Source organism: Micromonospora zingiberis, from assembly GCF_004331455.1.
In the GTDB taxonomy this organism is placed as follows: Bacteria; Actinomycetota; Actinomycetes; order Mycobacteriales; family Micromonosporaceae; genus Micromonospora; species Micromonospora zingiberis.
Map to the genome: position 1 here is coordinate 246,181 of NZ_SJJR01000008.1, position 21,265 is coordinate 267,445.

Annotated in this window: 15 protein-coding genes; 10 read left to right on the forward strand and 5 right to left on the reverse strand. The window is 70.9% G+C overall.

The window, feature by feature from the left end:
- Positions 1 to 285: 285 nt before the first annotated feature.
- Together E0H26_RS14755 and E0H26_RS14760 are read right to left on the reverse strand one after the other, a co-directional pair.
- Complete coding sequence (locus tag E0H26_RS14755; protein ID WP_131304186.1) at positions 286 to 1,827, reverse strand: hypothetical protein; 1,542 nt, start codon at positions 1,825 to 1,827, stop codon at positions 286 to 288.
- A gap of 60 nt (positions 1,828 to 1,887) precedes the next feature.
- The gene (locus E0H26_RS14760) at positions 1,888 to 2,685 is read right to left on the reverse strand and encodes an SAM-dependent methyltransferase (protein ID WP_131304188.1); all 798 of its coding nucleotides are present in this window, start codon (positions 2,683 to 2,685) and stop codon (positions 1,888 to 1,890) included.
- A gap of 224 nt (positions 2,686 to 2,909) precedes the next feature.
- Between E0H26_RS14760 and E0H26_RS14765 the strand changes: the two genes are divergently transcribed.
- From E0H26_RS14765 to E0H26_RS14775, 3 genes are all read left to right on the forward strand, one after another.
- Entirely contained in the window at positions 2,910 to 3,284 is a 375-nt protein-coding gene (locus tag E0H26_RS14765; protein WP_131304190.1) for an MmcQ/YjbR family DNA-binding protein, read from the forward strand.
- Positions 3,285 to 3,315: 31 nt separating this feature from the next.
- On the forward strand, positions 3,316 to 4,056 hold the full coding sequence (locus E0H26_RS14770) for a DUF4184 family protein (protein ID WP_131304191.1): 741 nt from the start codon (positions 3,316 to 3,318) through the stop codon (positions 4,054 to 4,056).
- A gap of 470 nt (positions 4,057 to 4,526) precedes the next feature.
- On the forward strand, positions 4,527 to 6,296 hold the full coding sequence (locus E0H26_RS14775) for a family 43 glycosylhydrolase (protein WP_240742182.1): 1,770 nt from the start codon (positions 4,527 to 4,529) through the stop codon (positions 6,294 to 6,296).
- Between the two features lie 49 nt (positions 6,297 to 6,345).
- On the opposite strand, the gene E0H26_RS14780 is transcribed toward E0H26_RS14775, so the two are convergent.
- The gene (locus E0H26_RS14780) at positions 6,346 to 6,741 is read right to left on the reverse strand and encodes an MmcQ/YjbR family DNA-binding protein (RefSeq protein ID WP_240742179.1); all 396 of its coding nucleotides are present in this window, start codon (positions 6,739 to 6,741) and stop codon (positions 6,346 to 6,348) included.
- A 117-nt stretch (positions 6,742 to 6,858) separates the two neighbouring features.
- Here E0H26_RS14780 and E0H26_RS14785 point away from each other — a divergent pair, with 117 nt between their 5' ends.
- A complete protein-coding gene (locus E0H26_RS14785; RefSeq protein WP_131304195.1) occupies positions 6,859 to 7,884 on the forward strand; it encodes a VOC family protein in 1,026 nt (341 codons plus the stop codon).
- 14 nt (positions 7,885 to 7,898) lie between these two features.
- Here E0H26_RS14785 and E0H26_RS14790 read toward each other — a convergent pair whose 3' ends face one another.
- Positions 7,899 to 8,954, reverse strand: coding sequence for a LacI family DNA-binding transcriptional regulator (locus tag E0H26_RS14790; protein ID WP_131304197.1), 1,056 nt, complete (start codon positions 8,952 to 8,954; stop codon positions 7,899 to 7,901).
- 13 nt (positions 8,955 to 8,967) lie between these two features.
- Positions 8,968 to 10,518, reverse strand: coding sequence for an FAD-dependent oxidoreductase (locus E0H26_RS14795; RefSeq protein ID WP_165521872.1), 1,551 nt, complete (start codon positions 10,516 to 10,518; stop codon positions 8,968 to 8,970).
- Between the two features lie 269 nt (positions 10,519 to 10,787).
- Here E0H26_RS14795 and E0H26_RS14800 point away from each other — a divergent pair, with 269 nt between their 5' ends.
- The 6 genes from E0H26_RS14800 to E0H26_RS14825 are packed head-to-tail and all read left to right on the forward strand — an operon-like array spanning position 10,788 to position 21,245.
- On the forward strand, positions 10,788 to 12,491 hold the full coding sequence (locus E0H26_RS14800; protein ID WP_206025128.1) for an FAD-dependent oxidoreductase: 1,704 nt from the start codon (positions 10,788 to 10,790) through the stop codon (positions 12,489 to 12,491).
- A gap of 21 nt (positions 12,492 to 12,512) precedes the next feature.
- A complete protein-coding gene (locus E0H26_RS14805; RefSeq protein ID WP_131304200.1) occupies positions 12,513 to 14,054 on the forward strand; it encodes an FAD-dependent oxidoreductase in 1,542 nt (513 codons plus the stop codon).
- A gap of 9 nt (positions 14,055 to 14,063) precedes the next feature.
- Entirely contained in the window at positions 14,064 to 17,579 is a 3,516-nt protein-coding gene (locus E0H26_RS14810; protein ID WP_165521873.1) for a glycoside hydrolase family 38 N-terminal domain-containing protein, read from the forward strand.
- Positions 17,580 to 17,593: 14 nt separating this feature from the next.
- Positions 17,594 to 19,204, forward strand: a complete 1,611-nt coding sequence (locus tag E0H26_RS14815; protein WP_131304204.1) for an extracellular solute-binding protein — start codon at positions 17,594 to 17,596, stop codon at positions 19,202 to 19,204.
- Between the two features lie 47 nt (positions 19,205 to 19,251).
- Positions 19,252 to 20,304: an ABC transporter permease gene (locus tag E0H26_RS14820; protein ID WP_131304206.1), complete on the forward strand. Its 1,053-nt coding sequence runs from the start codon at positions 19,252 to 19,254 to the stop codon at positions 20,302 to 20,304.
- Entirely contained in the window at positions 20,298 to 21,245 is a 948-nt protein-coding gene (locus E0H26_RS14825) for a carbohydrate ABC transporter permease (protein ID WP_131304208.1), read from the forward strand. Before E0H26_RS14820 ends, E0H26_RS14825 begins: the two co-directional genes overlap by 7 nt.
- The last annotated feature ends 20 nt before the right edge of the window (positions 21,246 to 21,265 follow it).

The window sequence follows — 21,265 nt, forward strand, 5'->3', positions numbered from 1 at the left end:
TGGACGGGGTGACCCAGAACGGCGCGATCAAGGTCAACCCGGGTGCCGGTCTGATCGTGTTCGACTCGAACCTGAACGGCTCCATCCACGCGGTCAACGCCTCCGTGGTGTCGATCGTGGAGAGCAAGGTCAACGGTTCGGTGGACGCCATCGGTGCCACCATCCGGGACAGCAAGGTCAACGGCTCGGTGCGGACGAGCTGATCCGCACACGCGGTTGACGAGCACCACAAGCTGCGGCCCGGCGATTTTCGCCGGGCCGCAGCCCTCGTTCAGGGTCCGTGGGTCAGCCCCGGCACAGCGGCACGTCGGGCTCGACGACACTGCGGTTGACGATCTCCCCGCTGATGAAGTCCGCCTCCTTGGGGATCTTCACACCGATGGTGTGTTCGATCGCCTTGGTCAACGGCCCGGACACGCTCAAACCCTCGCCGGCCCGTACGGTCAGCACCAGCGTGGACCCCCGACACTTCACCGCCGGTCCGGCCAGCGGCAGACCCACCCGGCCGGCCGCCGAGCCGTTGGTCAAGCCCAGTGAGGCCACCACGCCGACGAACAGCCCGGCGCCCGCCACCGGCAGGCCGAGCATCAGCCCGAAACGGAACTCCACCGCCACCACGATCGCCTCGACGCCGATCGACACCCCCCGTAGCGACTGCATGATGCTCTCCTGCACGGAGAACGTGGGGGTGAGCACCGACCATCCCTCGAACCCGATCGGCCCGTCCAGGCCCCACCGACCGGTGGCCGAGATGTTGCCGTTCTTCGCGGTGAACGCCGTCTGCACCAGGAACTTGAACGTCTGCTTGAGCGTCGCCGGCAAACCGCCGATGATGATCGGCTGGGTCACCTCGATCGGGAACTCCACCCGCGCCTTCTTGTTGTCGCTCAACCCGCCCTGGGCGCCGGCCGCGATCGTGACGGCGAGGCCGTGCACCCCCTCGACCCGGAACTGGGGCTGGGGGATCACTCCCTTGGTCACCTTCAGGTCGCCCGACACCCGCAGGTTGCTGACCAGCAACTGGATGTCGAAGTCGACCTTGAGGCCGGACGCCGCCGTACCGTGTTGGGCCGTCAGGCCCAACTTCGAGGTGTCCTTGTACGCGGTGACGCCCCAGTCGCCGATCTTCCGTTCGACGCGATCGGCCGCACCCTCGCCACCGGGGGCGCGGGCCGGACCGAGGGCGATCGGCGGTACGGCGATCCGCAGGTCGGGTCGGCCGCCCGGGTTCGCGCCCAGCGCGATCGTGTTGCCGCCCAGTCCGGTCGCATCCGCCGCGTCCGGCAGTACGGGGGTGGCCGGCGCCGCCTCCTCGACCACCTCGCCGAGCAGGTCGGGCAGCGGAGCGAACGCCTGCGCGGCCAGTTCGAGTGGCTGGTCGAAGGTGATGTGCGCGTCCCGCACCACGTCGGTCAGTCGTACCGGAGCCAGGGTTACCGCCCGGTCGCCGCCGGACTTCTCCACCCGTACCACCCGGCCGAGTGCCTGACTGGTGGCAAACATGATCTTGCCGGGCTGGATCTCGTCCGCCCCCGGCGCGCCGCCGTCCACGACGTACGTGAACCCGTCCTCGCTGACCGAGCGGATGGCCTTCCCGCCGCCCCCGACGAGTACCACGTCCGGTTGGTAGACCACTGAGCCGTCCGGCTTCGGGGCGTACCCGTACCGGTCGTCGGCGTCCCCGGAACCGGGCAGGTTGACCTTGCTGCATCCGGCGCCCAGGACGGCAACGCAGGTCAGGGCCAGTACGGCGCCGGCCCAGCGGCGAAAGGCGGCCACGTCGACCCGGCCACCGGCGGCCCGGCCCACGAACGGAGGTCTGCGCATGCCCCGACGTTAGGGGGTCGGGGCATCCGCCGAATCCGGTGTTTCCCTACGAATCAGTGTTCACGGCTTGCGCGCCACCGCACCGTACGCGTCGATCGCCTGCGCGTCGGCGTCGTCGGGGCGCCACAGCGTGATCGGCACCAGACCCGGCGGCACCATCGTCAGCCCCTCGAAGCAACTGGCGAGCTGCTCCGGGCTGCGCAGCAGGTACGGCACACCACCGCTCTGGGCCAGCCGCTCGGCGCCGGAGACGACTGCTGGACTGGTGTCGGTGCCGTCCCAGAGCACCAGGTGGCTGCCGGACGGGGTCGCGGCCATCACCCGCCCGACGATCGAGCGCACCACGTCCAGGTCGGGCTCGTAACCCATCACGCCCATGAACATCACGGCGACGGGCTGGTCGAAGTCCAGCGTGGTGGCGGCCGCGGCGAGGATCCTCTCCGGCTCGTGGTAGTCGGCGGGCAGGTAGCTGGTGACCCCGGCGGGGGTCGTGCTGCCCAGCAGCGCCCGGGCGTGCACCAGCGCCATCGGGTCGTTGTCCACGTAGACGATCCGCGACTCGGGCGCGACCGACTGGGCCACCTCGTGGGTGTTCTGCAGGGTGGGCAGACCGGTGCCGATGTCGAGGAACTGCCGGATGCCCGCCTGCGCGGCCAGGTGTCGCACAACCCGGATGAGGAACCGGCGGGACTGCTGCGCCATGACGACGATTTCGGGATAGACCTCGGCCACCGCGGCACCGGCCGCCCGGTCGGACGGGAAGTTGTCCGTGCCGCCCATCCAGTAGTTCCAGATCCGGGCGGCGTGCGGCACCTCGGGGGCAAGGCTCGCGGCGAGTTCGGAGTCAGGGCCGGTCATGCCAGGCTCCCCTCGGCAGAAGTCGTCGGGTGCGGGACGCTGCGGTACGAGACCGGCACATCGTACCCAGCGCCGGTCCACTGTCGACGGCCGGAAGGCGCGTGCCGGGAAGATCGACGCCCGGACGCACGACAGCCCGGCCGCAATCTCCGAACGCCGCGATGATGTCCGACCCGGCGGCTAACCTGACGCCATGCAGCAGGCCGTGTCCCGGGGGAATCGCGATGGCTGACGCCGACGACGTGCGTCGCCTGGCTCTGGCGTTGCCCCACGTGGTCGAGATCGACAGTGCCGGCTTCGACTTCCGGGTCGCCGACAAGGGCTTCGTCTGGTCCTACCCCGAGCGCCAGCCCGGCAAGCCGCGCACCATCCGCACCGACATCGCGGTGCTGTACGTCGGTGACGAGGCCGAGAAGCAGGCGTTGCTGCTCGGCGAGCCAGAGCTCTTCTTCACCGTGCCGGGCTACGACGGGCTGCCGCTGGTGATGCTGCGCCTGGCGCGGGTGGACGTCGGGCGCCTCACCGAACTGGTCACCGACGCCTGGCGGATGCGCGCACCGGAACCGGTCGCCGCCGAGTTCGACGAAGAAGCCGGGTGACGCCGGCACGGTGGCGGCCTAGGCTGCCGCCGTGCCGTTGACGTTCCCCTCGCATCTGGCGCCGGTGCTGGTGATGAAGCTGTGGCGGCCACGGTGGTTCGACGGGGTGGCGCTGTCGACCGGTGCCGTGGCGCCGGACGTGGCCTATCTGGTGACCGGGTCCGATGGGCACAGCTTCGCCGACACGCACGCCTGGTCCGCGCTGATCTGGTGGTGTCTACCCGTGGCGCTGGCGTACGCCTGGGTGTTCCGGTCGTCGATCGACACCGTCGCGGCCCACCTGCCAATGGGTCGCCGGTACGGCTGGTGGTCCGGCGTCTCGCTGGCACACGGCGGCCACCGCTGGTGGATCACCATCAGCTCGGCGTTGCTCGGCGCGGCCAGCCACCTTGCCTGGGACTGGCTGACCCACACCGACGAATGGCTGATGGTCTTCGGTCTCCGCTGGTCGAGCGTCACCGACGTGGCCTGGTGGACGGTGTCGGATCTGACCAGCACCGGGCTCGGCGCCGTGGTCGCGATCTGGTGCCTGGCCCGCCTCGGACGGCGTCGCACCCGGCCCGGGTGCGGACCCGAGCGGGCCGCCCGCCGACCGGGGGTCTTCTGGGCCGCGGTCACCGTCGTCGCCGTCGTCGGGCTGGTCGCCGTGCCGCTGCTGCCGGGTGCGTCGTTCCCCGCCGCCACCGGCGTACGCCTGATCCACCTGACCGCCGTGGCGTTGCCGGCCGGCGGTCTCGCGGTGCGGATCTGGCCGGCCCGCCCGCCGGGGTGAAACGGCATCGGGAGGGCTCGATCCGATCCGGTCCCACGAGTCCGCCGATGCGGGGTCGCGGCATGCCCGGACGGATCGATCGGTTTCTTGTTCATGTGATCGCTCACATGTTAACGTAACGCGCGGGAGCCAGGGGTCGAGCCGTCGGGTTCGGCAGCCGCAGGCGTCGGGCCGCATGTCCCGCGAACTGGTACGCGGCTCCCTTTGCCTCGCCGGACAGCAACGGATTTCGCCTGTGACGCTCGCGCCCGACGGGAGCCGCCGATGAATTGATGTTGGCGCTAACATCCACCGTCTCGTATGGCCTGTCCCGTTACGGCATCGCGATCCCGCCCACCCTCAGCAGTCCCGTCCCGGACCGGTGGGTGCCGGACGCTCACCACCACCAGGAGTCCATTGTGAAATTCGTACCTCCGCTGCTGCGCAGCACCAGAGTCAGGCGTGGTATCGCCTGGCTGGCCGTTCCGCTGATGCTGCTGACGTTCTTCGCCGCCCCGGCGAAGGCGGACAACCCCATCGTCCAGCACATCTACACCGCCGATCCGGCGCCGCTGGTGCACAACGGCCGGGTCTACGTCTACACCGGCCGCGACGAGGACGGGTCGACGTACTTCACCATGAGGGAGTGGCGGGTCTTCTCCTCGACGGACATGTCCAACTGGACCGACCACGGTGTGCCGATGAACCTGGCCACCTTCGCCTGGGCGGACGCGAACGCCTGGGCCGGGCACGTCATCGAACGCAACGGTCAGTTCTACTGGTACGTGCCGGTACGGCAGCGGTCGAACGGGCAGATGGTGATCGGCGTCGGGGTGTCCAACTCGCCGACCGGGCCGTTCCGCGACGCGCTCGGCCGCCCACTGGTCGGCAACGGTGAGATCGATCCGCACGCCTTCATCGACGACAACGGTCAGGCGTACCTCTACTGGGGCAACCCGAACCTGTGGTACGTCCGGCTCAACCAGGACATGATCTCGTTCTCCGGAAGCCCGACGCAGATCCCGTTGACCACCGCGGGTTTCGGCACCCGCACCGGCAACCCGAGCCGTCCTACGCTGTACGAGGAAGGTCCCTGGGTCTACAAGCGCAACGGCGTCTACTACAACATCTTCGCGGCGGAGTGCTGCGGCGAGTTCATCGCCTACTCCACGGCACCCGGCCCGACCGGGCCGTGGACCTACCGTGGCACGGTCATGCCCCGGCAGGGCGCCAGCTTCACCAACCACCCGGGGATCATCGACTACGCGGGGAACTCGTACTTCTTCTATCACAACGGGGCGTTGCCCGGCGGCGGCGGATTCACCCGCTCGGTGGCGGTGGAACGGTTCTCCTACAACGCCGACGGGTCGATACCGGTGATGAACATGACCACCGCCGGCCCACCACAGGTCGGCACCCTGAACCCGTACGTCACCCAGGAGGCCGAGACTATCAACTGGGGTAGCGGCATCGAGACCGAACCGTCCAGCGAAGGTGGCGTCAACGTCGGTTTCATCGAGAACGGGGACTGGATCCGGGTCCGGGGTGTCGCCTTCGGCACCGGCGCGTCGTCCTTCACCGCCCGGGTGGCCTCGGGCACCAGCGGCGGCAACATCGAGCTGCGGCTGGACAGCACCACCGGCCCGCTCGTCGGCACCTGCGCCGTCTCCGGCACCGGCGGCTGGCAGAACTGGACCAACACCTCGTGCAACGTCAGCGGCGCCACCGGCACCCGGGACCTCTACCTGCGCTTCACCGGCGGCAGCGGCTACCTGTTCAACTTCAACAACTGGCGGTTCACCGCCGGCTCGGGTAGCGGCGGAAACCTGCTGACCAACGGCAACATGGAAAGCGGTACGACCGGCTGGTCGGTGTTCGGCAGCGGCACGCTGTCGTCCAACACCAGCGTCGTACGCAGCGGCTCACGGTCGCTGCTGCACTCCGGGCGCACCGGCTCGTGGAACGGCCCCAGCCAGGACATGACCTCGCGGCTGACCAACGGCCGGACGTACACCACGACCCTCTGGGTCCGCTCGCAGAGCGGCACTCCCTCGGTGCGGCCGACCCTGGCGGTGACCGCCAACGGCACCACGAACTACATCCAGCTGACCCCGGCGACGACGGTGAACGCCAACGGCTGGACGCAGCTCACCGGCACCGCCTCCGTGTCGTGGAGCGGCAGCCTGACCAATGCGCGCTTCTACGTCGAGACGGCGTCGGGTACCGACAGCTTCTACCTCGACGACGTGTCCTTCCAGTGACCCGTTGACCCGTGTGGGCCCGGCCATCAGGTCGGGCCCACCGGCATGTTCAGCCTTGCGGCGCGGTCGCGTCCAGGCGCGCCACCAACGTGCGGGGTGCCACCGCCCGGTAGCCGTCCTCGATGATCTCGGCCAGCTCGCTGGCATCGACGCCGGAGTCGAGGCGTACGCCGACCCAGCCGCGATGCCCCACGTAGGCCGGCCGGAAGTAGGTCCCCGGGTCCGAGGCGATCAACTCGTCGGCCGAGCCGGGCGGCGCCGCACACCACAGGTGCGGGAAATCGTCCTGGTGGTGGCCGTCGGGCCAGACGTAGGCGAAGGACTTCTTGCCCCGGACGAACCAGGCTGGGGTGCCGTGGCTCGGGCGCTCGCTGACCTCGGGCAGCCCCAGGCACACCCGACGGATCGTCTCCACCAGGTCGGTCATCGCCTCACCGTACGGCATGACCGTCGACGGTGCGGGCCCGCGACGCCGGCCGCCGAGCGTCCCGATGGTAGTTGTACTCTCAACTAAATCGGGGCGCCTCGCCGGGGCGCTGCCGCGACGAAAGGACCATGCCGCGTGTCCGCTGCCACCCGCCGCCGCTCCGTCCTCGCCGCGTCCCGCCGAGCCGCTCGCCGCCGACGCTGGACCCTGGCCACCGCCGCCGTCGTCGCGCTCGGCCTCATCGGCACGGTCGGCTGGGTCCTCATCCGGCCGGGCAGCAGCGCGGCGGGCTCGCAGCCGCCGCAGAGCGCGCTCGGCGCCGGCACCCGGATGGGGCCGGTCGAGCTGCTCACCGGTGACCTCGACCGGCTGCGCGAGTTCTACACCAAGGGAGTCGGGCTCAGCCCGATCAGCGTGGACGACCGTGAGGTCACGCTCGGCCGTGACGACGTACCGTTGCTGCGCCTCGTCCGGGCCGACGCGCCCGCCGACGACCCCCGGCAGGCCGGCCTGTACCACTCGGCGTTCCTCTTCCCCGACGAGCCGGCCCTGGCCCGCGCCCTGCTGGACACCGCGACCGCCGCTCCCGGCGCCTTCCAGGGCGCCTCCGACCACCGGGTCAGCCAGGCGTTCTACTTCGCCGACCCGGACGGCAACGGCGTCGAGCTGTACGTGGACCGGCCCCGCGACCAGTGGCGCTGGGAGAACGGCCGGGTGGTCATGGGTAGCACCGCCATCGACCCGAACGCCTTCATCGACACCCACCTCGATCGCGGCGCCACCGGCCCCGCCACCGGACTGACGATGGGCCACGTCCACCTGCGCGGCGGTGACCTCGCCCAGGCGGAGCGGTTCTACGCCGACGCGCTCGGATTCGCCGTGACCGCCCGTACCGACGGTGCCCTGTTCCTCGCCGCCGACGGCTACCACCACCATCTCGCCGTCAACGTCTGGTCGTCGGCGGGTGCCGGCGCACGACCCGACTCCCTCGGGCTGCGGACCGTCGCCGTGCACGTCGCCGGCCTCGGTGAACTCGACGCCCTGGAACAGCGGCTGACCTCGGCCGGCGTCGACTACCAACGCGCCGACGCCTCGATCGTCGTGCGTGACCCGTGGGGCACCCAGGTCGCGGTACGGGTGCCGACCCCGGGCGTCGCCTGATCGCCTGGTGCCGGTCAGCCGGTGCCGCGCGGCGGGGCGGTGGTCTCCTCGAGCGTGTGCGAGCAGGACAGCAGGATCTGCCGCTCGTGCTCGCCGGTGGGGTCGGCCAGCACGGCGGTCAACAGCCGGACGGCACGGCGGCCCATCGCGTTGCGGGGCGTCCGCAGACAGGCCCATGAGCGCCCGGCGATCTCACCGCCCGGGTCGTCGACCAGCAGCACCACGGAGAGGTCGGCGGGGATGGTGAGCCCCCGTAGACCCGCCATCGCGGCGAGTACCCGCAGCAGGCTGACCGACTCGACCAGGATGCTGGTGGTGCCGGCGGCGAGGGCCGCGTCGAGCCACTGGGCGCTCAACTCCTCGGCGCGGTCGAACGCGGGCACCGGCACGGCCAGCCCGAACCGGTCCAGTGCCGCCGCGAAGCCCTCCCAGCGGTCGGTCTGCGGCTCGTAGCGCACCGTCTCGCCGAGGTAGGCGAAGGTGCGGTGTCCCATGGCGACCAGGTCGTCCACGATCCGGCCGGTGGCGGCCCGGTAGTCGCCACCCACGTAGCAGATCTCCGCGCCGGGCACCTCCCGATGCCCTATGTAGACGAACGGATGGCCGTCCGCCGCGAGCCGGGCCAGGTCGTCGCGGTGGGCGTGGTGGCCGAGCAGGAGACTGCCGGCGGCCTGGCGCAGCCCGTTCACCCCGCCCCGGTAGATCCGCCGGACGCCCGCCTCGTCCTGTGCCGCGGTGAACAGCACCAGGTTGCACCCGTCGGTCGCGGCCTGCTCCTCGATGCCCTGGAGAAACTCGAAGTAGTAGTCGCGGGCGCTGGTCGGGAAGATCGGCTCGAAGGTGTGCACACCGAGCAGCAGCGGCATCTGCCGGCCGCTGCTGGCGGCGCGCTGCGGTGTGCTGGGCGTGTAGCGCAACCGGCGGGCCGCGCTGAGCACCCGGCGCTGGGTCTCCGCCGAGATCCGGCCGAGGTCACCTGCCCCGTTGAGCACCATGGACACGGTCGACTGGGACACTCCCGCCTCACGGGCGATGTCCGCCTGGCGCGACCCGCTGCGTGGCTTCGTCACGCGTCATCCTCCTTCATTGCGACAGCGGCCAGGTCAGGATCGCACCCGCCCGGAGTAGCTCCTTGCGCAGCGACTCGTACTCGACGTCCTGCACCGCCACCTTGTCCGCGACCGCCTGGGCGGCGGCGGCACCCACCGCCTCACCCACCATCATGAACACCGGTTCCATCCGGACCGACGCGTACGCCACGTGCGAGGCGGAGATCGCCGCGGCGACGAGCAGGTTCGCGCACTCCGCGGCGCGCGGCACCACCGACCGGTACGGCACGGCCATCGGTATCGCCAGCGGGTGCTGCACGTTGCCCTCGTTGCGGGGATGCCCGTCGACCAGGACCCGCTTGGCGTTGTGCGAGTCCATCACGTACGACGCCAGCGCGATCGGATCCTCGGCGCGTACCCGTCCGGTGCCGTTGTGTTGGGTGATCACGTAGTCGGAGACCATCCGGCGGGCCTCGCGGATGTAGAGCTGGTGCGGCCAGTGGGAGGTGTCGGTGAACTCGCCCGGCGCCAGGCCGTAGGCGGCGGTGGCGTCGCGCACCGCCGCCGGCAGTCGGGGGTCGTTGGCCAGGAAGTACAGCAGGCCCGCCTGGTAACGCACGTGGTCCTGGAAGATTTCCTCGCGGCGGGCGTGGTCGGCCTCCGGCCACTCGTAGTTCGCCCCGATGTGGTCGGAGGAGAAGGCGCCGTGGTTGTTCATGTCGAACACGTCGCCGCGTACCCGGGTGGTGCGTCCGTACAGCTCGAAGATGCCGGCCTCGACGTAGCGGCGCAGCAGTTCGTACCGGTCGGGGTCGTAGCCGTCGGGTCGGGGGAACGGAATCCGGCGCGGTGACGTCGTGACGTGCAGCCGGAAGTTGTACGCCTGCACCCGCCGGTCGCCGTCGCCGACCGCACCGTACGGGTCGGCGGAGATGCCGGGCAGCAGCCCGCTGGCCGGTTGCCCCGGCACGAGGTACGGGTCGACCGGGCGCTCGAACTGGTGGTTGAGGCTGTGCTGCACCCCGGCGAGCGACTCGCCGTAGGTGCGCGACGCCTCCCGACCCACCGTGTAGCTGACCCCGGCGGCGGCCATCAGGTCGCCCTCGTAGGAGGCGTCGACGTAGACCGGGGCCCGGTAGTGGTGACCGTCGTCGGTGCTCAGCTCGACGATGCGGCCGGACTCCCGGCGTACCGACGTCAGCCGCTGCCGGCGGTGCACCCGGACGCCGGCCGCGGCCAGCCAACTGTCGAGGATCTCCTCGGCGACGTGCGCCTCGACGTCCCAGTGCGGCGCGGGCGCCCGGTAGACGGCGGCCACCTGGTCGTAGAAGCGGCGGGCGAGTCCGCCCACGGTGGCGGCCCGGCCCACGTCGGTGGTGCCGAGCCCGGCGGCGCTCATGCCGCCGAGGTGGTCGCCGAAGGCGAGCAGCACCACCGCCAGTCCGCTCTGGGCGGCCCGGACGGCGGCGGTCACCCCGCCGGAGGTCGCGCCGTAGACGACGACGTCCGCGTGCACCTCCTGCGCCCGGCTGGCCGGGGCGGGCAGGTAGTGGTGCAGGCCGGGGAGCGCGGGTGTTGTCGTCATGGGTTCTGGTTCTAGCATCGGCAGAGTCGGCTGTACAGACGCTGATATTTGCTAATACGAGACGGAGCGGCATTCACCCTGAAGATTGGGCTGAACGATGTCTTGACATCTCACGGACGGCGGGATGTAACGTAGCCGCAATCCAAAACCGAGCGGCAATCGCAAATATATTAGCGATTAGCTGAGTGATGGGCGGCGATAAGAGTGCAGAGCACCTACCCGAGGCGACCAGACGGCCGGACCGACCAGCGGCAGATCGGGGGCGACCGGTGAGCGCGACGACAACCGCCGGCCGCGAGCTGGCCACCGACCTGCTGGTCGTCGGCGGTGGACTGGGCGGCGTCGCCGCCGCGTTGACCGCCGCCCGGCTCGGCCGGCGGGTCGTCCTCACCGAGGAGACCAACTGGCTGGGTGGGCAGCTCACCGCCCAGGCGGTGCCCTCCGACGAGCATCCCTGGATCGAGACGGCACACATCTCGCCCGGATACCGCGAGCTGCGCACCCGGATCCGCGACTACTACCGGCGCAACTACCCACTGCGCGACGCCGCAGCCGCGGACCCCACGCTCAACCCCGGCCTGGGCAACGTGAGCCGGCTCTGCCACGAGCCCCGGGTCGGCGTGGCGGTCCTCGACGAGATGCTGGCCCGCTACGTCTCGGCCGGTCGGGTCACCGTCCTGCACCACCACGTCCCGGTCGCCGCGACCACCGACGGCGATCGGATCACCGCGGTGACCCTGGAGAACCGGCGCACCGGCGACCTGCTCACCGTCACCGCCGCCCTGGTCGCCGACGCCACCGAACTCGGGGACCTGCTGGACCTGGCCGGCGTCGAGCACGTGGTCGGCGCCGAGTCGCAGGACGAGACCGGTGAACGCTACGCCGCGCCCGTCGCCGACCCGACCGACCAGCAGGCCGTCACCTGGTGCTTCCCACTGGAGTACCGGCCCGGTGAGGAACACGTGGTCGACCGGCCGGCGTCGTACGAGCACTGGAAGACCCACGTCGACCCGTTCTGGCCCGGACCGCAGCTGTCCTGGGAGAAGATCGACATCCACACGATGAAGGGCCGGGTCAACCGGATCTTCGAGGGCGACATGGACGCCGTCCGCCTGCCCGACCTCTGGCACTTCCGTCGCATCCGGGCCCGTAGCCAGTACGACCCGGCGCTGATCGACACCGACATCACCCTGGTCAACTGGCCCAACATCGACTACTGGGAAGCACCCCTGGTCGGGCCCGGTGTGGACGCGGCGGACCGGCAGCGGGCGCTGCAACGCTGCAAGGAACTCTCGCTGTCCTATCTGCACTGGATGCAGACCGAGGCGCCCCGCCCCGACGGCGGGCACGGCTACCCCGGCCTGCGGCTGCGACCCGACCTGACCGACACCGACGACGGCCTGGCCAAGATGGTCTACGTCCGCGAGTCCCGCCGGATCCGGGCCCGGTTCACCGTGCTGGAACACCACGTGGCGGTCACCGACCGGCCGGAGGGCGCCGGCTCGGAGGTCTTCGCCGACGCCGTCGGCATCGGCCACTACAACATCGACCTGCACCCGAGCACCGCCGGCATCAACTACGTGAACCTGGAGTGCTACCCGTTCCAGATCCCGCTCGGCGCGCTGATCCCGATCCGGGTGCGCAACCTGCTGCCGGCCAACAAGAACATCGGCACCACCCACATCACCAACGGCTGCTACCGGCTGCACCCGGTCGAATGGAGCATCGGCGAGGCTGTCGGCGCGCTCGCCGCGTACTGCCTGACCGGCGGGCACGAGCCGGCGGCCGTGGCCGAATCCAGCGCGCTGACCGGTGACTTCCAGCGGCTGCTCGGCGACACCCTCGGCATCCCGATCGCCTGGCCGGACGACATCCGCCGGACCCGGCCGTCGCAGGCCGCCAAGGGCCCCACGCCGGTACTCGCGCCGCCCCTGCCGCGCACCCCTCGCCCGCAGCCCGCCCAGTCCGCCTGACCAGCAGAAGAGGAACGACCGATGGACGCACCGCATCCCGGACCGGAGGCCAACGCCCCCGGTGATCCCGACGTGGTCATCTACGGCGCGACGCTCGCCGGCATCATGGCCGCGCTGCGGCTACGGCTGCGCGGGCTGACCAGCCTCATCCTCGAACCGACCGGCCACGTCGGCGGGATCGTCGCCGGTGGCCTGGTCAAGACCGACGCGCCCAACGTCGACGAGGCCCACGCCGGGCTGACCCGCAGCCGCTACTTCGCCGGCATCGGCGCCGAGTACGGCACCGACGACGCGCAGTACCTCTTCGAACCCAAGGTGGCGCAACGGGTCGCCCAGCGGCTGATCACCGAGGCGAACGCCACCGTCCAACTGCACCAACGTATCCACGGCCCACAGGACGTCGAGGTCACCGGCCGGCGGATCACCGGCGTACGCACCGCCGACGGCTGGCGACGGGCGCGGTTCTTCATCGACGCGTCGTACGAGGGTGACCTGATGGCCGCCGCCGGCGTGCCGTACGTGGTGGGCCGCGAGCCGGCCAGCCGCTACGACGAGCCGTACGCCGGGTTCCAACCGGTGCAGGCGTACCGGCGCGGGCCGTTCCGCCCCAACACCCTCTATCCGGTCGGCCCGGCACCGCGCAGCGCCGCCGGTGAGGGCGACGACAAGACGCAGGCGTACAACTTCCGCGGTGTGCTGACCCGCGACGCCGACCGGCTGCCCTTCCCCAAGCCCGAGGACTACGACCCGAAGCGCTACCTCTACCTGCGGCAGCTGCTGGAACACCGGGGCATCCCGGGACTGTCGTCGATCGTCACGCACACCGCGCTGCTGCCGAACGGCAAGTACCAGACCAACCAGGCACTGTTCATCGGCTTCGACCTGCCGGGCGCCTCCTGGGACTACCCGGACGGCAGCTGGCGGCGGCGGGAAGAGATCATCGCCGAGCAGGCCCGCTGGCACCAGGGCATGCTCTACTTCCTCGCCAACGACCCGTCGCTGCCGGAGACGTTCCGCGCCGACGCCCGCACCTTCGGCCTGCCCACCGACGAGTTCCTGGACAGCCCGCACGGGCCGGGCTTCCCGCACGCGCTCTACATCCGCGAGGCCCGGCGGCTGCTCGGCGCCACCGTGCTGACCCAGCACCACCTGCTCAAACCCAACAACACCACGGCCACCCCGGTCTGCTGCTGGAAGTACGGCATGGACAGCCACGTGGTGCAGTACTACGCCGAGGGCGGCGACACCATCGTCGGCGAGGGCACCCTCAGCGGCACCGAACACAATCCGCCGGTCGACCTCTACCAGATCCCCGCCGAGTGCCTCTTTCCCGCCGCCGGCGGCATCGAGAACCTCACCGTCGGGATCTGTTTCTCCGCCAGCCACGTCGGCTATTCGTCGCCCCGGATGGAGCCCAACTACGGGATGCTCGGCGAGGCGTGCGGCGAACTCGCCGCCCAGACGATCCGTACCGGCCGGCCGGTGCAGGAGTACCGGTACGCCGAACTCGCCGCCGCCCTCACCGAACACGGCAGCGTGCTCGACCTGCCCGGGCTGCGGTAGGTGACCGCCGTGGCCGCACCGATCCTGGCGCCGACCGTGCTCACCCTCGCCGTACCCGGGGTGGACCTGCCCGCCTTCCAGCCGGGTCCGCTCAACGCGGGCACCGGCTGGCAACCCCACCGGGTCGCGCTACCGGTCCACGTCCCACCCGGCGTGAACCCGACCGGCGGGTGGCTGCTGCGGCTGGAGTTCGCCGCCGGCCACGGCCCCTGCCCCGACCTGGAGATCGAGGTCGACGGCATCCACCGAGGGCTGTTCCATCCCCGGGTACGCCGCGACGACCGCGCCGAGACGTACCGACACGGGCCGATCGCCGGCGACGTCACCCTCGACGTGCCGCTGCCGGCGGCCTGGCTCGCACCCGGCGAGCACACCATCACCGTCACCACCACCCTCGACACGGCGGCGGCCACCGGCCCGGTGCCGGTACCCGGCGACGAACCGCGCCGGCACCGGGAACAGTTCGGCAACCACTTCGGCAGCGGCATCACCTGGCACCGCCTCACCCTGCGCCCCGCCGCCGAGACCGCACCGGCGCACCCGGCCGCCGAGCTGGTCGCCACCCCGCTGTTCGTGGCCCACCCCGACGGGCTGCACGAACTGCTGGAACTGACCGTCTCCGTGCCGGCGGGCACCGCCTGGCCGGACACGGCCGAGGTGCTCCTCGACGGCCGGGTCCACCGGTTCGACCTGCGCCGCCCCGAGCGGCACTTCGGGCAGGTACGGGTGCGGTTCCCGGTGCCCGAACCGGCCACCGGCACGCTCGCCGAGATCCGCCTCGACGCCGCCACCGTCGGCACCGTCGAACTGCACCCCGCACGCAAGTGGACCCTGCACCTGATTCCGCACGTGCACCTGGACGTCGGCTACACCGACACCCAGGGCAAGGTGCAGGAGTTGCACAGCCGCAACCTGGACCGGGCCCTGGCGCAACTCGACCGCGACCCCGACTTCGCCTTCTCCGTCGACGGCTCGCTGGTGGTGGGGGAGTACCTGGCCACCCGGTCGACCGACCGGGCGCAGCGGGTGCTCGCCGCACTGCGCTCCGGACGCCTCGCGGTCAACGTCTTCCACAGCCTCTTCCTGTCCGGCGTGGTCAGCCTGGAGGAAACCTACCGGGCCGCCTACCTGGCCGCCCGACTCCGCGACGAGTACGACGTCCCGGTCGACTACGCCAACCTGACCGACGTGCCGTCCTACAGTTCGGCCCTGCCGTCGATCCTGCGTGCGCTCGGCATCGAGGCGTTCGTCGGCATCGAGAACCACCACCGGGGCGGCAACGCCGACAGCGACACGCAGCACCTGGCCAGCCCGGTGATGTGGGAGGGCATCGGCGGAGACCGGATCCTCACCCACTTCTCCGACCAGTACTCCCAACTGCGCTTCATGGTCGGTGATCCGCAGACCATCGCCGGTGGTGCGCACGCCTTCTGCCGGCTGCTGGCCCGCTACGACCGGCCCGACTACCTGCCCACCGACCTCGCGGTGATCGGCACCCACGCCGACAACGAGGACCTGGCCGACGGCGACGCCGGCTTCGCGGCCCGGTGGAACGCGGTCTACGCGTACCCCCGGATCCGGGTCTCCACCATGGCCGACTACCTGGCCGCGATCCGCCCGCTCGCCGACCGGCTGCCGGTCTGGCGCGGCGACGGCGGCAGCTACTGGGAGGACGGCGTCGGCACCGGCGCCACGGTCACCGCCGAGCACCGACAGGCACAGGCCGCGCTGCCGGCCGCCGAAGGGCTCGCCGCACTGATCGCCCACCTCGACCCGCGCTACCGGCCCAACCGGACTGCCCTGGACACCGCCTGGGAGGGGGCGCTGTTCGGCAGCGAACACACCTGGACCTGGGCGCACGGCACCGCCCACCCGCACGGCGAGCAGGTGCACGACCAGCTCGACTGGAAACGGCACCAGGTGCACACCGCGTTGCGGATCGCCCGGGACGAGACCCGCCGCTCGCTCAGCCAGCTCGGCGAACTCGTGCACACCGTGGGCCCGACCCTGCTGGTGCACAACCCGCTGGCCTGGCGCCGCGACATCGAGATCGAGGTCGAGGCGCTGCGCGACACCCCGTTCGAGTACGACGGCGAGCCACTGTCCGCCGAGGTGCTGGCCGAGTGCAACGGGCTGCGGACGGTCCGGATCACCGTGCCGGACGTCCCCGGCTTCGGCTACCGGGCGCTGCCGGTCGGCGCCGGCCGTACCCTCGCCCCGGGCGCCGAGGACGGCGCCGCCACCGGCGGCGCCGCCCGCGACGACCAGGACTGGCAGCCCGTACCGCACACCCTGGAGTGCGCCCGCTGGCAGGTCACCCTCGACCCCGCCACCGGCGCGGTACGCGGACTGCGGCACCGGGCGACCGGGCGGGAGCTACTCGACCCGCAGGCACCCTGGCGGCTCGGTGCCGTGCTGCACGTGGTCAACGGTCCCGACTCGCTCACCCGGGGCGACGGGACCGAGCACCCGCACACCGGCGTGCCCCACGAGCATCCGCCCGCCCCGCGCAGCAGCCTGCTGGGCCGGCGCCTCGGCCCGGCCGACGGCCAGGTCGAGGTGGACCTGCCCGAACTGACCGTCGTCGCGGCCCAGATGCGCCCGGTCGGCGTACGCCGCAGCTACGATGGGTGGCGGCTGCGTGTCGTCGGCACCGCACCCAGCCTGCCGCAGGTCGAGGTCGACATCCTGCTGCGTGACCACACCGACCGCGTCGACGTGCGGGTGCACCTGGTGAAGGAACGGGTGCTGGCCAAGGAATCCGTGTACGTGGCGTTCCCGTTCGCCGCCGAGCAGCCGACCGTGCGCTACGACCGGCAGCAGGGCTGGGTGGACCCGGCGACCGACCACACCCCCGGCGCCTGCCACGACTGGTTCACCACCCAGCACGGCGTGGTGATCTCCGCCGGACCCGGCGGCCCGGCCGTCGCCTGGACCTCGGCCGACGCGCCCCTGTTCACCGCCGGTGACATCGTGCGTGGCAGGTGGGCGGAACAGTTCACCCCGGCCAGCGGGACGATCTTCTCCTGGGTGCTGAACAACTACTGGCCGACCAACACGCCACCGGAACAGGACGGCACCCTGACCCTGCGGTACGCCTTCACCCCGCTGGCCGCCTTCGACCCCGTCGCGGCGAGCCGGTTCGGCCGGGAGGTCCGCGCCGCGGCCACCGTCACCGAGGTGACCCGCCTCGACAAGTACGACACCGACCCCCGACCGCTGCCCGCGTCGACGGCCACCCTGCTGGACCTGGATCTACCCGACTGGGTACACGCCACGGTCGCCACCGCCCGCGACGGACACGCCCTGCTGCTGCGCCTGCAAAACCTCTCCGGCCGCGCCGGCCGGCTCCGGCTGCCGCACCCGGCGGGCCCGGACGGCCACGCCGTGCGCTGTCACGCCGACGAACGACCGATCGCACCGCTGACGCCCGACCAGGACGGCCGGCTACCGGTGCCGCTGGGCCCGTGGCAGGTCGTCTCACTCCTTCTGCACCCCGCCTCACCCCCCACCGCGACATCCTGATTGGAGGTACGGCCATGCGTGACCTGAGCTTGAGCAGACGCCGTTTCCTGACCCTGAGCGGAGGCGCCGCCCTCGCGGCCGGCGCCGGCGGACTGCTGGCCGGCTGCGGCTCCAGCCAGCCGGCGGCACCGCGCGGCCCGGCCACGGCCACCCTGCCGGACTACATCCCGTCCCAGCTCGTCCGGCCGGACCTGGCCGCCTCGGCGGACGGCCTGATGGCCGGCTATTACGACTACCCCCGCAACCTCGTCGACGCCTTCTCCGGCAAGCCTGCCGAGGGGGCCGGTGACGTCAGCGTCCTGACCAACATGTTCAACCCGGTGCCACCGGCGCTGGGCGGCAACCGGTACTGGCAGGAACTCAACAACCGACTCGGCGCCAACCTCGACATCACCATGACACCGGCCGCCGACTACCTGAACAAGCTCTCCACCATCATCGCCGGGGGCGACCTGCCCGACATGATGCTGATCTCGGCCCGGCTGACCCGGCGGGCCGACGTGCTCACCCGTCTCTGCGCCGACCTCAGCGACCTGGTCTCCGGCAACGCGGTCAAGGACTTCCCGTTCCTGGCGAACATCCCGACCGACTCCTGGCTGCCCACCGCGTTCGGCTCCGGCATCTACGCGATCCCGATTCCCCGGGCGGTCGTCGGGACCATCATGTTCTCCCGGGTGGACCTCATCCGGCAGCGCGGCCTCAACCCCGATCCGGCCAACTACCAGGAGTTCGTCGAGCTGGCCCGGGGGCTGACCGACGCCCGCGCCAACCGCTGGGCCTTCGGCAACCCGAAGCGGGTGATCGAGTTCGTCAGCAACATGCTCGGCGTGCCGAACCTCTGGCAGGAGGAGGGTGGCAAGTTCACCTCCGAGTACGAGACCGACCAGCGTAAGCAGGCCCTCGCCCGGGCCACCGAGCTGTACCAGGCGGGGCTGTTCCACCCCGACTCGGTCGGCGGCAAGCTGAACCTGCGGGACCTGTTCGGCAACGGCACCATCGCGATCACCGCCGACGGCTACGCCGCCTGGGACATCCTGGCCTCGACCTACAACGTCGAGGTCGGCGGGATGGCCGCGCCGGGCTTCGACGGCGGCGCGGGCACCAACCGCGCCGGCACGGCGATCTTCGCCCTCACCGCGTTCAAGAAGGCCAGCCCCGACCGGCTGCGCCAGCTGCTGGGCATCTGTGACTGGCTGTCCACCCCGCTGGGCACCAGCGAGTACATGTTCCGCCGGTTCGGTGCGGAGGGCCAGCACTACACCTGGCAGGACGGCGTACCGGTGCGTACCGCCCTGGGCAACACCGAGGTGAAGCTGCCGCTGGAGTACATCGCCGAGTCTCCGCACGTGCTCGGCCCCGGCGACCGAACCCGGGTGGACGCGCAGCGGGCGTACCAGGAAAAGATCGTCCCGCGGGTCGTGCGTAACCCGGCCGAGGGGCTCTACTCGGACGCCGCCATCGACAAGGCCGGCGAACTCAGCAAGATCATCGACAATGCGGAGTTGGACATCATCTCCGGCCGCAAGCCGCTCGACCACTGGGACGAGGCCGTCGCGGCGTGGCGGAGGGCCGGTGGCGACCAGATGCGGGCCGACTACGAGAAGGCCCGGGCCGAACGCGGCTGACCCGCCGGCGCCGGAACCGACGAGACGAACGAGAAGGAGGACCGAGGATGGCTTCCAGCGTGGTGCCCGGGCAACCGGCGCCGAGCCGGCCCGCCCCGCCGGGCGGGACCGCCGCCGGCGACCCGTCGCCGGACCCCGACACCATCGGGAAGCCTCGGCCGGGGCGTCGCAGCCCGACGCCCCGGCGGCTCTCCGGCTGGCAGCGGCTCGTCCGGGACCGCTTCCTGCTGCTGCTCGGGCTGCCCGGGGTGGTCGTGGTGCTGCTGTTCCAGTACGTCCCGCTGCTCGGCAACGTGATCGCCTTCAAGGACTACCAGCCGTACCTGACGATCTGGGAAGCCCCCTGGGTCGGCTTCGACAACTTCTCCGTCATCGTCAACGGCGACCCGGCCTTCCTCAACGCACTGAAGAACACACTGGTCATCTCGCTGGTGCAGATCGTGGTCGTCTTTCCCGTTCCGATCGCGCTCGCCCTGCTGCTCAACAGCCTGCTCAGCGAACGGCTCAAGCGGATCAGCCAGTCCATCCTGTACCTGCCGCACTTCATGTCCTGGGTGATCGTGGTGGCGCTGTTCCAGCACATGCTCGGCAACGCCGGTCTCTACAACACCTTCGCCCGTACCCACGGCCTGCCACTGGTCGAGATCATCGGAAATCCCGACCTGTTCCTGGCGCTGATCACCTCACAGGTGATCTGGAAGGACGCCGGCTGGGGGACGATCATCTTCCTGGCCGCCATCTCCCGGGTCGACCTGCAACTGTACGAGGCGGTGGCGGTCGACGGCGGTGGCCGGCTCCGCCAGCTCTGGCACGTCACCCTGCCGGCCATCCGCCCGGTCATCATCCTGCTGTTCATCCTCAAACTCGGTGACGTGCTCTCGGTCGGCTTCGAGCAGATCTTCCTCCAGCAGGGGCCGGTCGGGCTGGACGCCTCCGAGGTGCTCGACACCTACGTCTACAACTACGGCATCGTCGGCGGAAACTGGGGCGCCTCGGCTGCGGTCGGCCTGGTCAAGGGCCTGATCGGGGCGATCCTGGTGCTCGGCGCGAACAAGGTGGCACACCTGTTCGGGGAGAGGGGCCTGTACGCGAAATGGTGACCTCGACGAAGCACCGGCCCGGCCCACCGAAACTGCTACCGGGCGCCACCCGCGCCGCGCGACTGCGCACCATCAACGGCGCCGCCCCACCGAACCTCGCCGTACGCGGCCTCAAGGGCATCGTGCTCCTCATTGCCGCCGCCCTGGTCGTCGCGCCGTTCCTCGCGGTGATCTCCACGTCCCTCGCCGACCAGGAGCAGATCGCCGCCGCCGGGGGCTACGTGCTGTGGCCGCAGAACCCGAACCTGGACGCCTACCGGGCAATCTTCAGCGGCGGGGTGGTCACCCGCGCGACTCTCGTCTCCGTCGGCGTCACGGTCGTCGGATCCGGGTTGTCCGTCCTGGTCGTCGCCCTGCTCGCCTACTCGCTGTCACGCCCGGGCAGTTGGGGACACCGCCCGATCCTGCTGCTGGTGCTCTTCACCATGCTCTTCAACGCCGGCATGATCCCCAACTACCTGCTGATCAAGCAGTTGGGCCTGATCGATTCGTACTGGGCGCTGATCCTGCCGACCCTGGTGTCGGCGTTCCAGGTGATCATCGTGCGGGCCTTCTTCCTGGAGGTGCCGCAGGAGATCGTCGACGCCGCGCGCATCGACGGCGCCAGCGAACTACAGATCCTGGCCCGCATCATGATGCCGCTGTCCAAGGCCGTGCTCGCGGTGGTGGCGCTGTTCAACGCGGTCAGCTACTGGAGCGCGTTCTTCAACGCCGTGCTCTACATCAATTCCACCGACAAGTGGCCGTTACAGCTGGTGCTGCGCACCTACGTCGTCGACAACACCGCCATCGGGGCAGACCTGCCAGGCGAGGTCGTGCCACCCCAACAGTCGTTGCAGATGGCGATCCTCGTCGTCTCTCTCGTCCCCATCTGCCTGGTGTACCCGTTCCTCCAGCGGCACTTCGCCAAGGGCATCGTCATCGGCGCGGTCAAGGGCTGACCGCCCGCACCGACGCCGCA

Coding starts and splice junctions, on each gene's coding strand:
- E0H26_RS14755 (WP_131304186.1), bottom strand. CDS start 1,827: ATGCGCAGACCTCCGTTCGTGGGCCGGGCCGCCGGTGGCCGGGTCGAC.
- E0H26_RS14760 (WP_131304188.1), bottom strand. CDS start 2,685: ATGACCGGCCCTGACTCCGAACTCGCCGCGAGCCTTGCCCCCGAGGTG.
- E0H26_RS14765 (WP_131304190.1), top strand. CDS start 2,910: ATGGCTGACGCCGACGACGTGCGTCGCCTGGCTCTGGCGTTGCCCCAC.
- E0H26_RS14775 (WP_240742182.1), top strand. CDS start 4,527: ATGCTGCTGACGTTCTTCGCCGCCCCGGCGAAGGCGGACAACCCCATC.
- E0H26_RS14780 (WP_240742179.1), bottom strand. CDS start 6,741: ATGCCGTACGGTGAGGCGATGACCGACCTGGTGGAGACGATCCGTCGG.
- E0H26_RS14795 (WP_165521872.1), bottom strand. CDS start 10,518: ATGACGACAACACCCGCGCTCCCCGGCCTGCACCACTACCTGCCCGCC.
- E0H26_RS14805 (WP_131304200.1), top strand. CDS start 12,513: ATGGACGCACCGCATCCCGGACCGGAGGCCAACGCCCCCGGTGATCCC.
- E0H26_RS14815 (WP_131304204.1), top strand. CDS start 17,594: ATGCGTGACCTGAGCTTGAGCAGACGCCGTTTCCTGACCCTGAGCGGA.
- E0H26_RS14820 (WP_131304206.1), top strand. CDS start 19,252: ATGGCTTCCAGCGTGGTGCCCGGGCAACCGGCGCCGAGCCGGCCCGCC.
- E0H26_RS14825 (WP_131304208.1), top strand. CDS start 20,298: ATGGTGACCTCGACGAAGCACCGGCCCGGCCCACCGAAACTGCTACCG.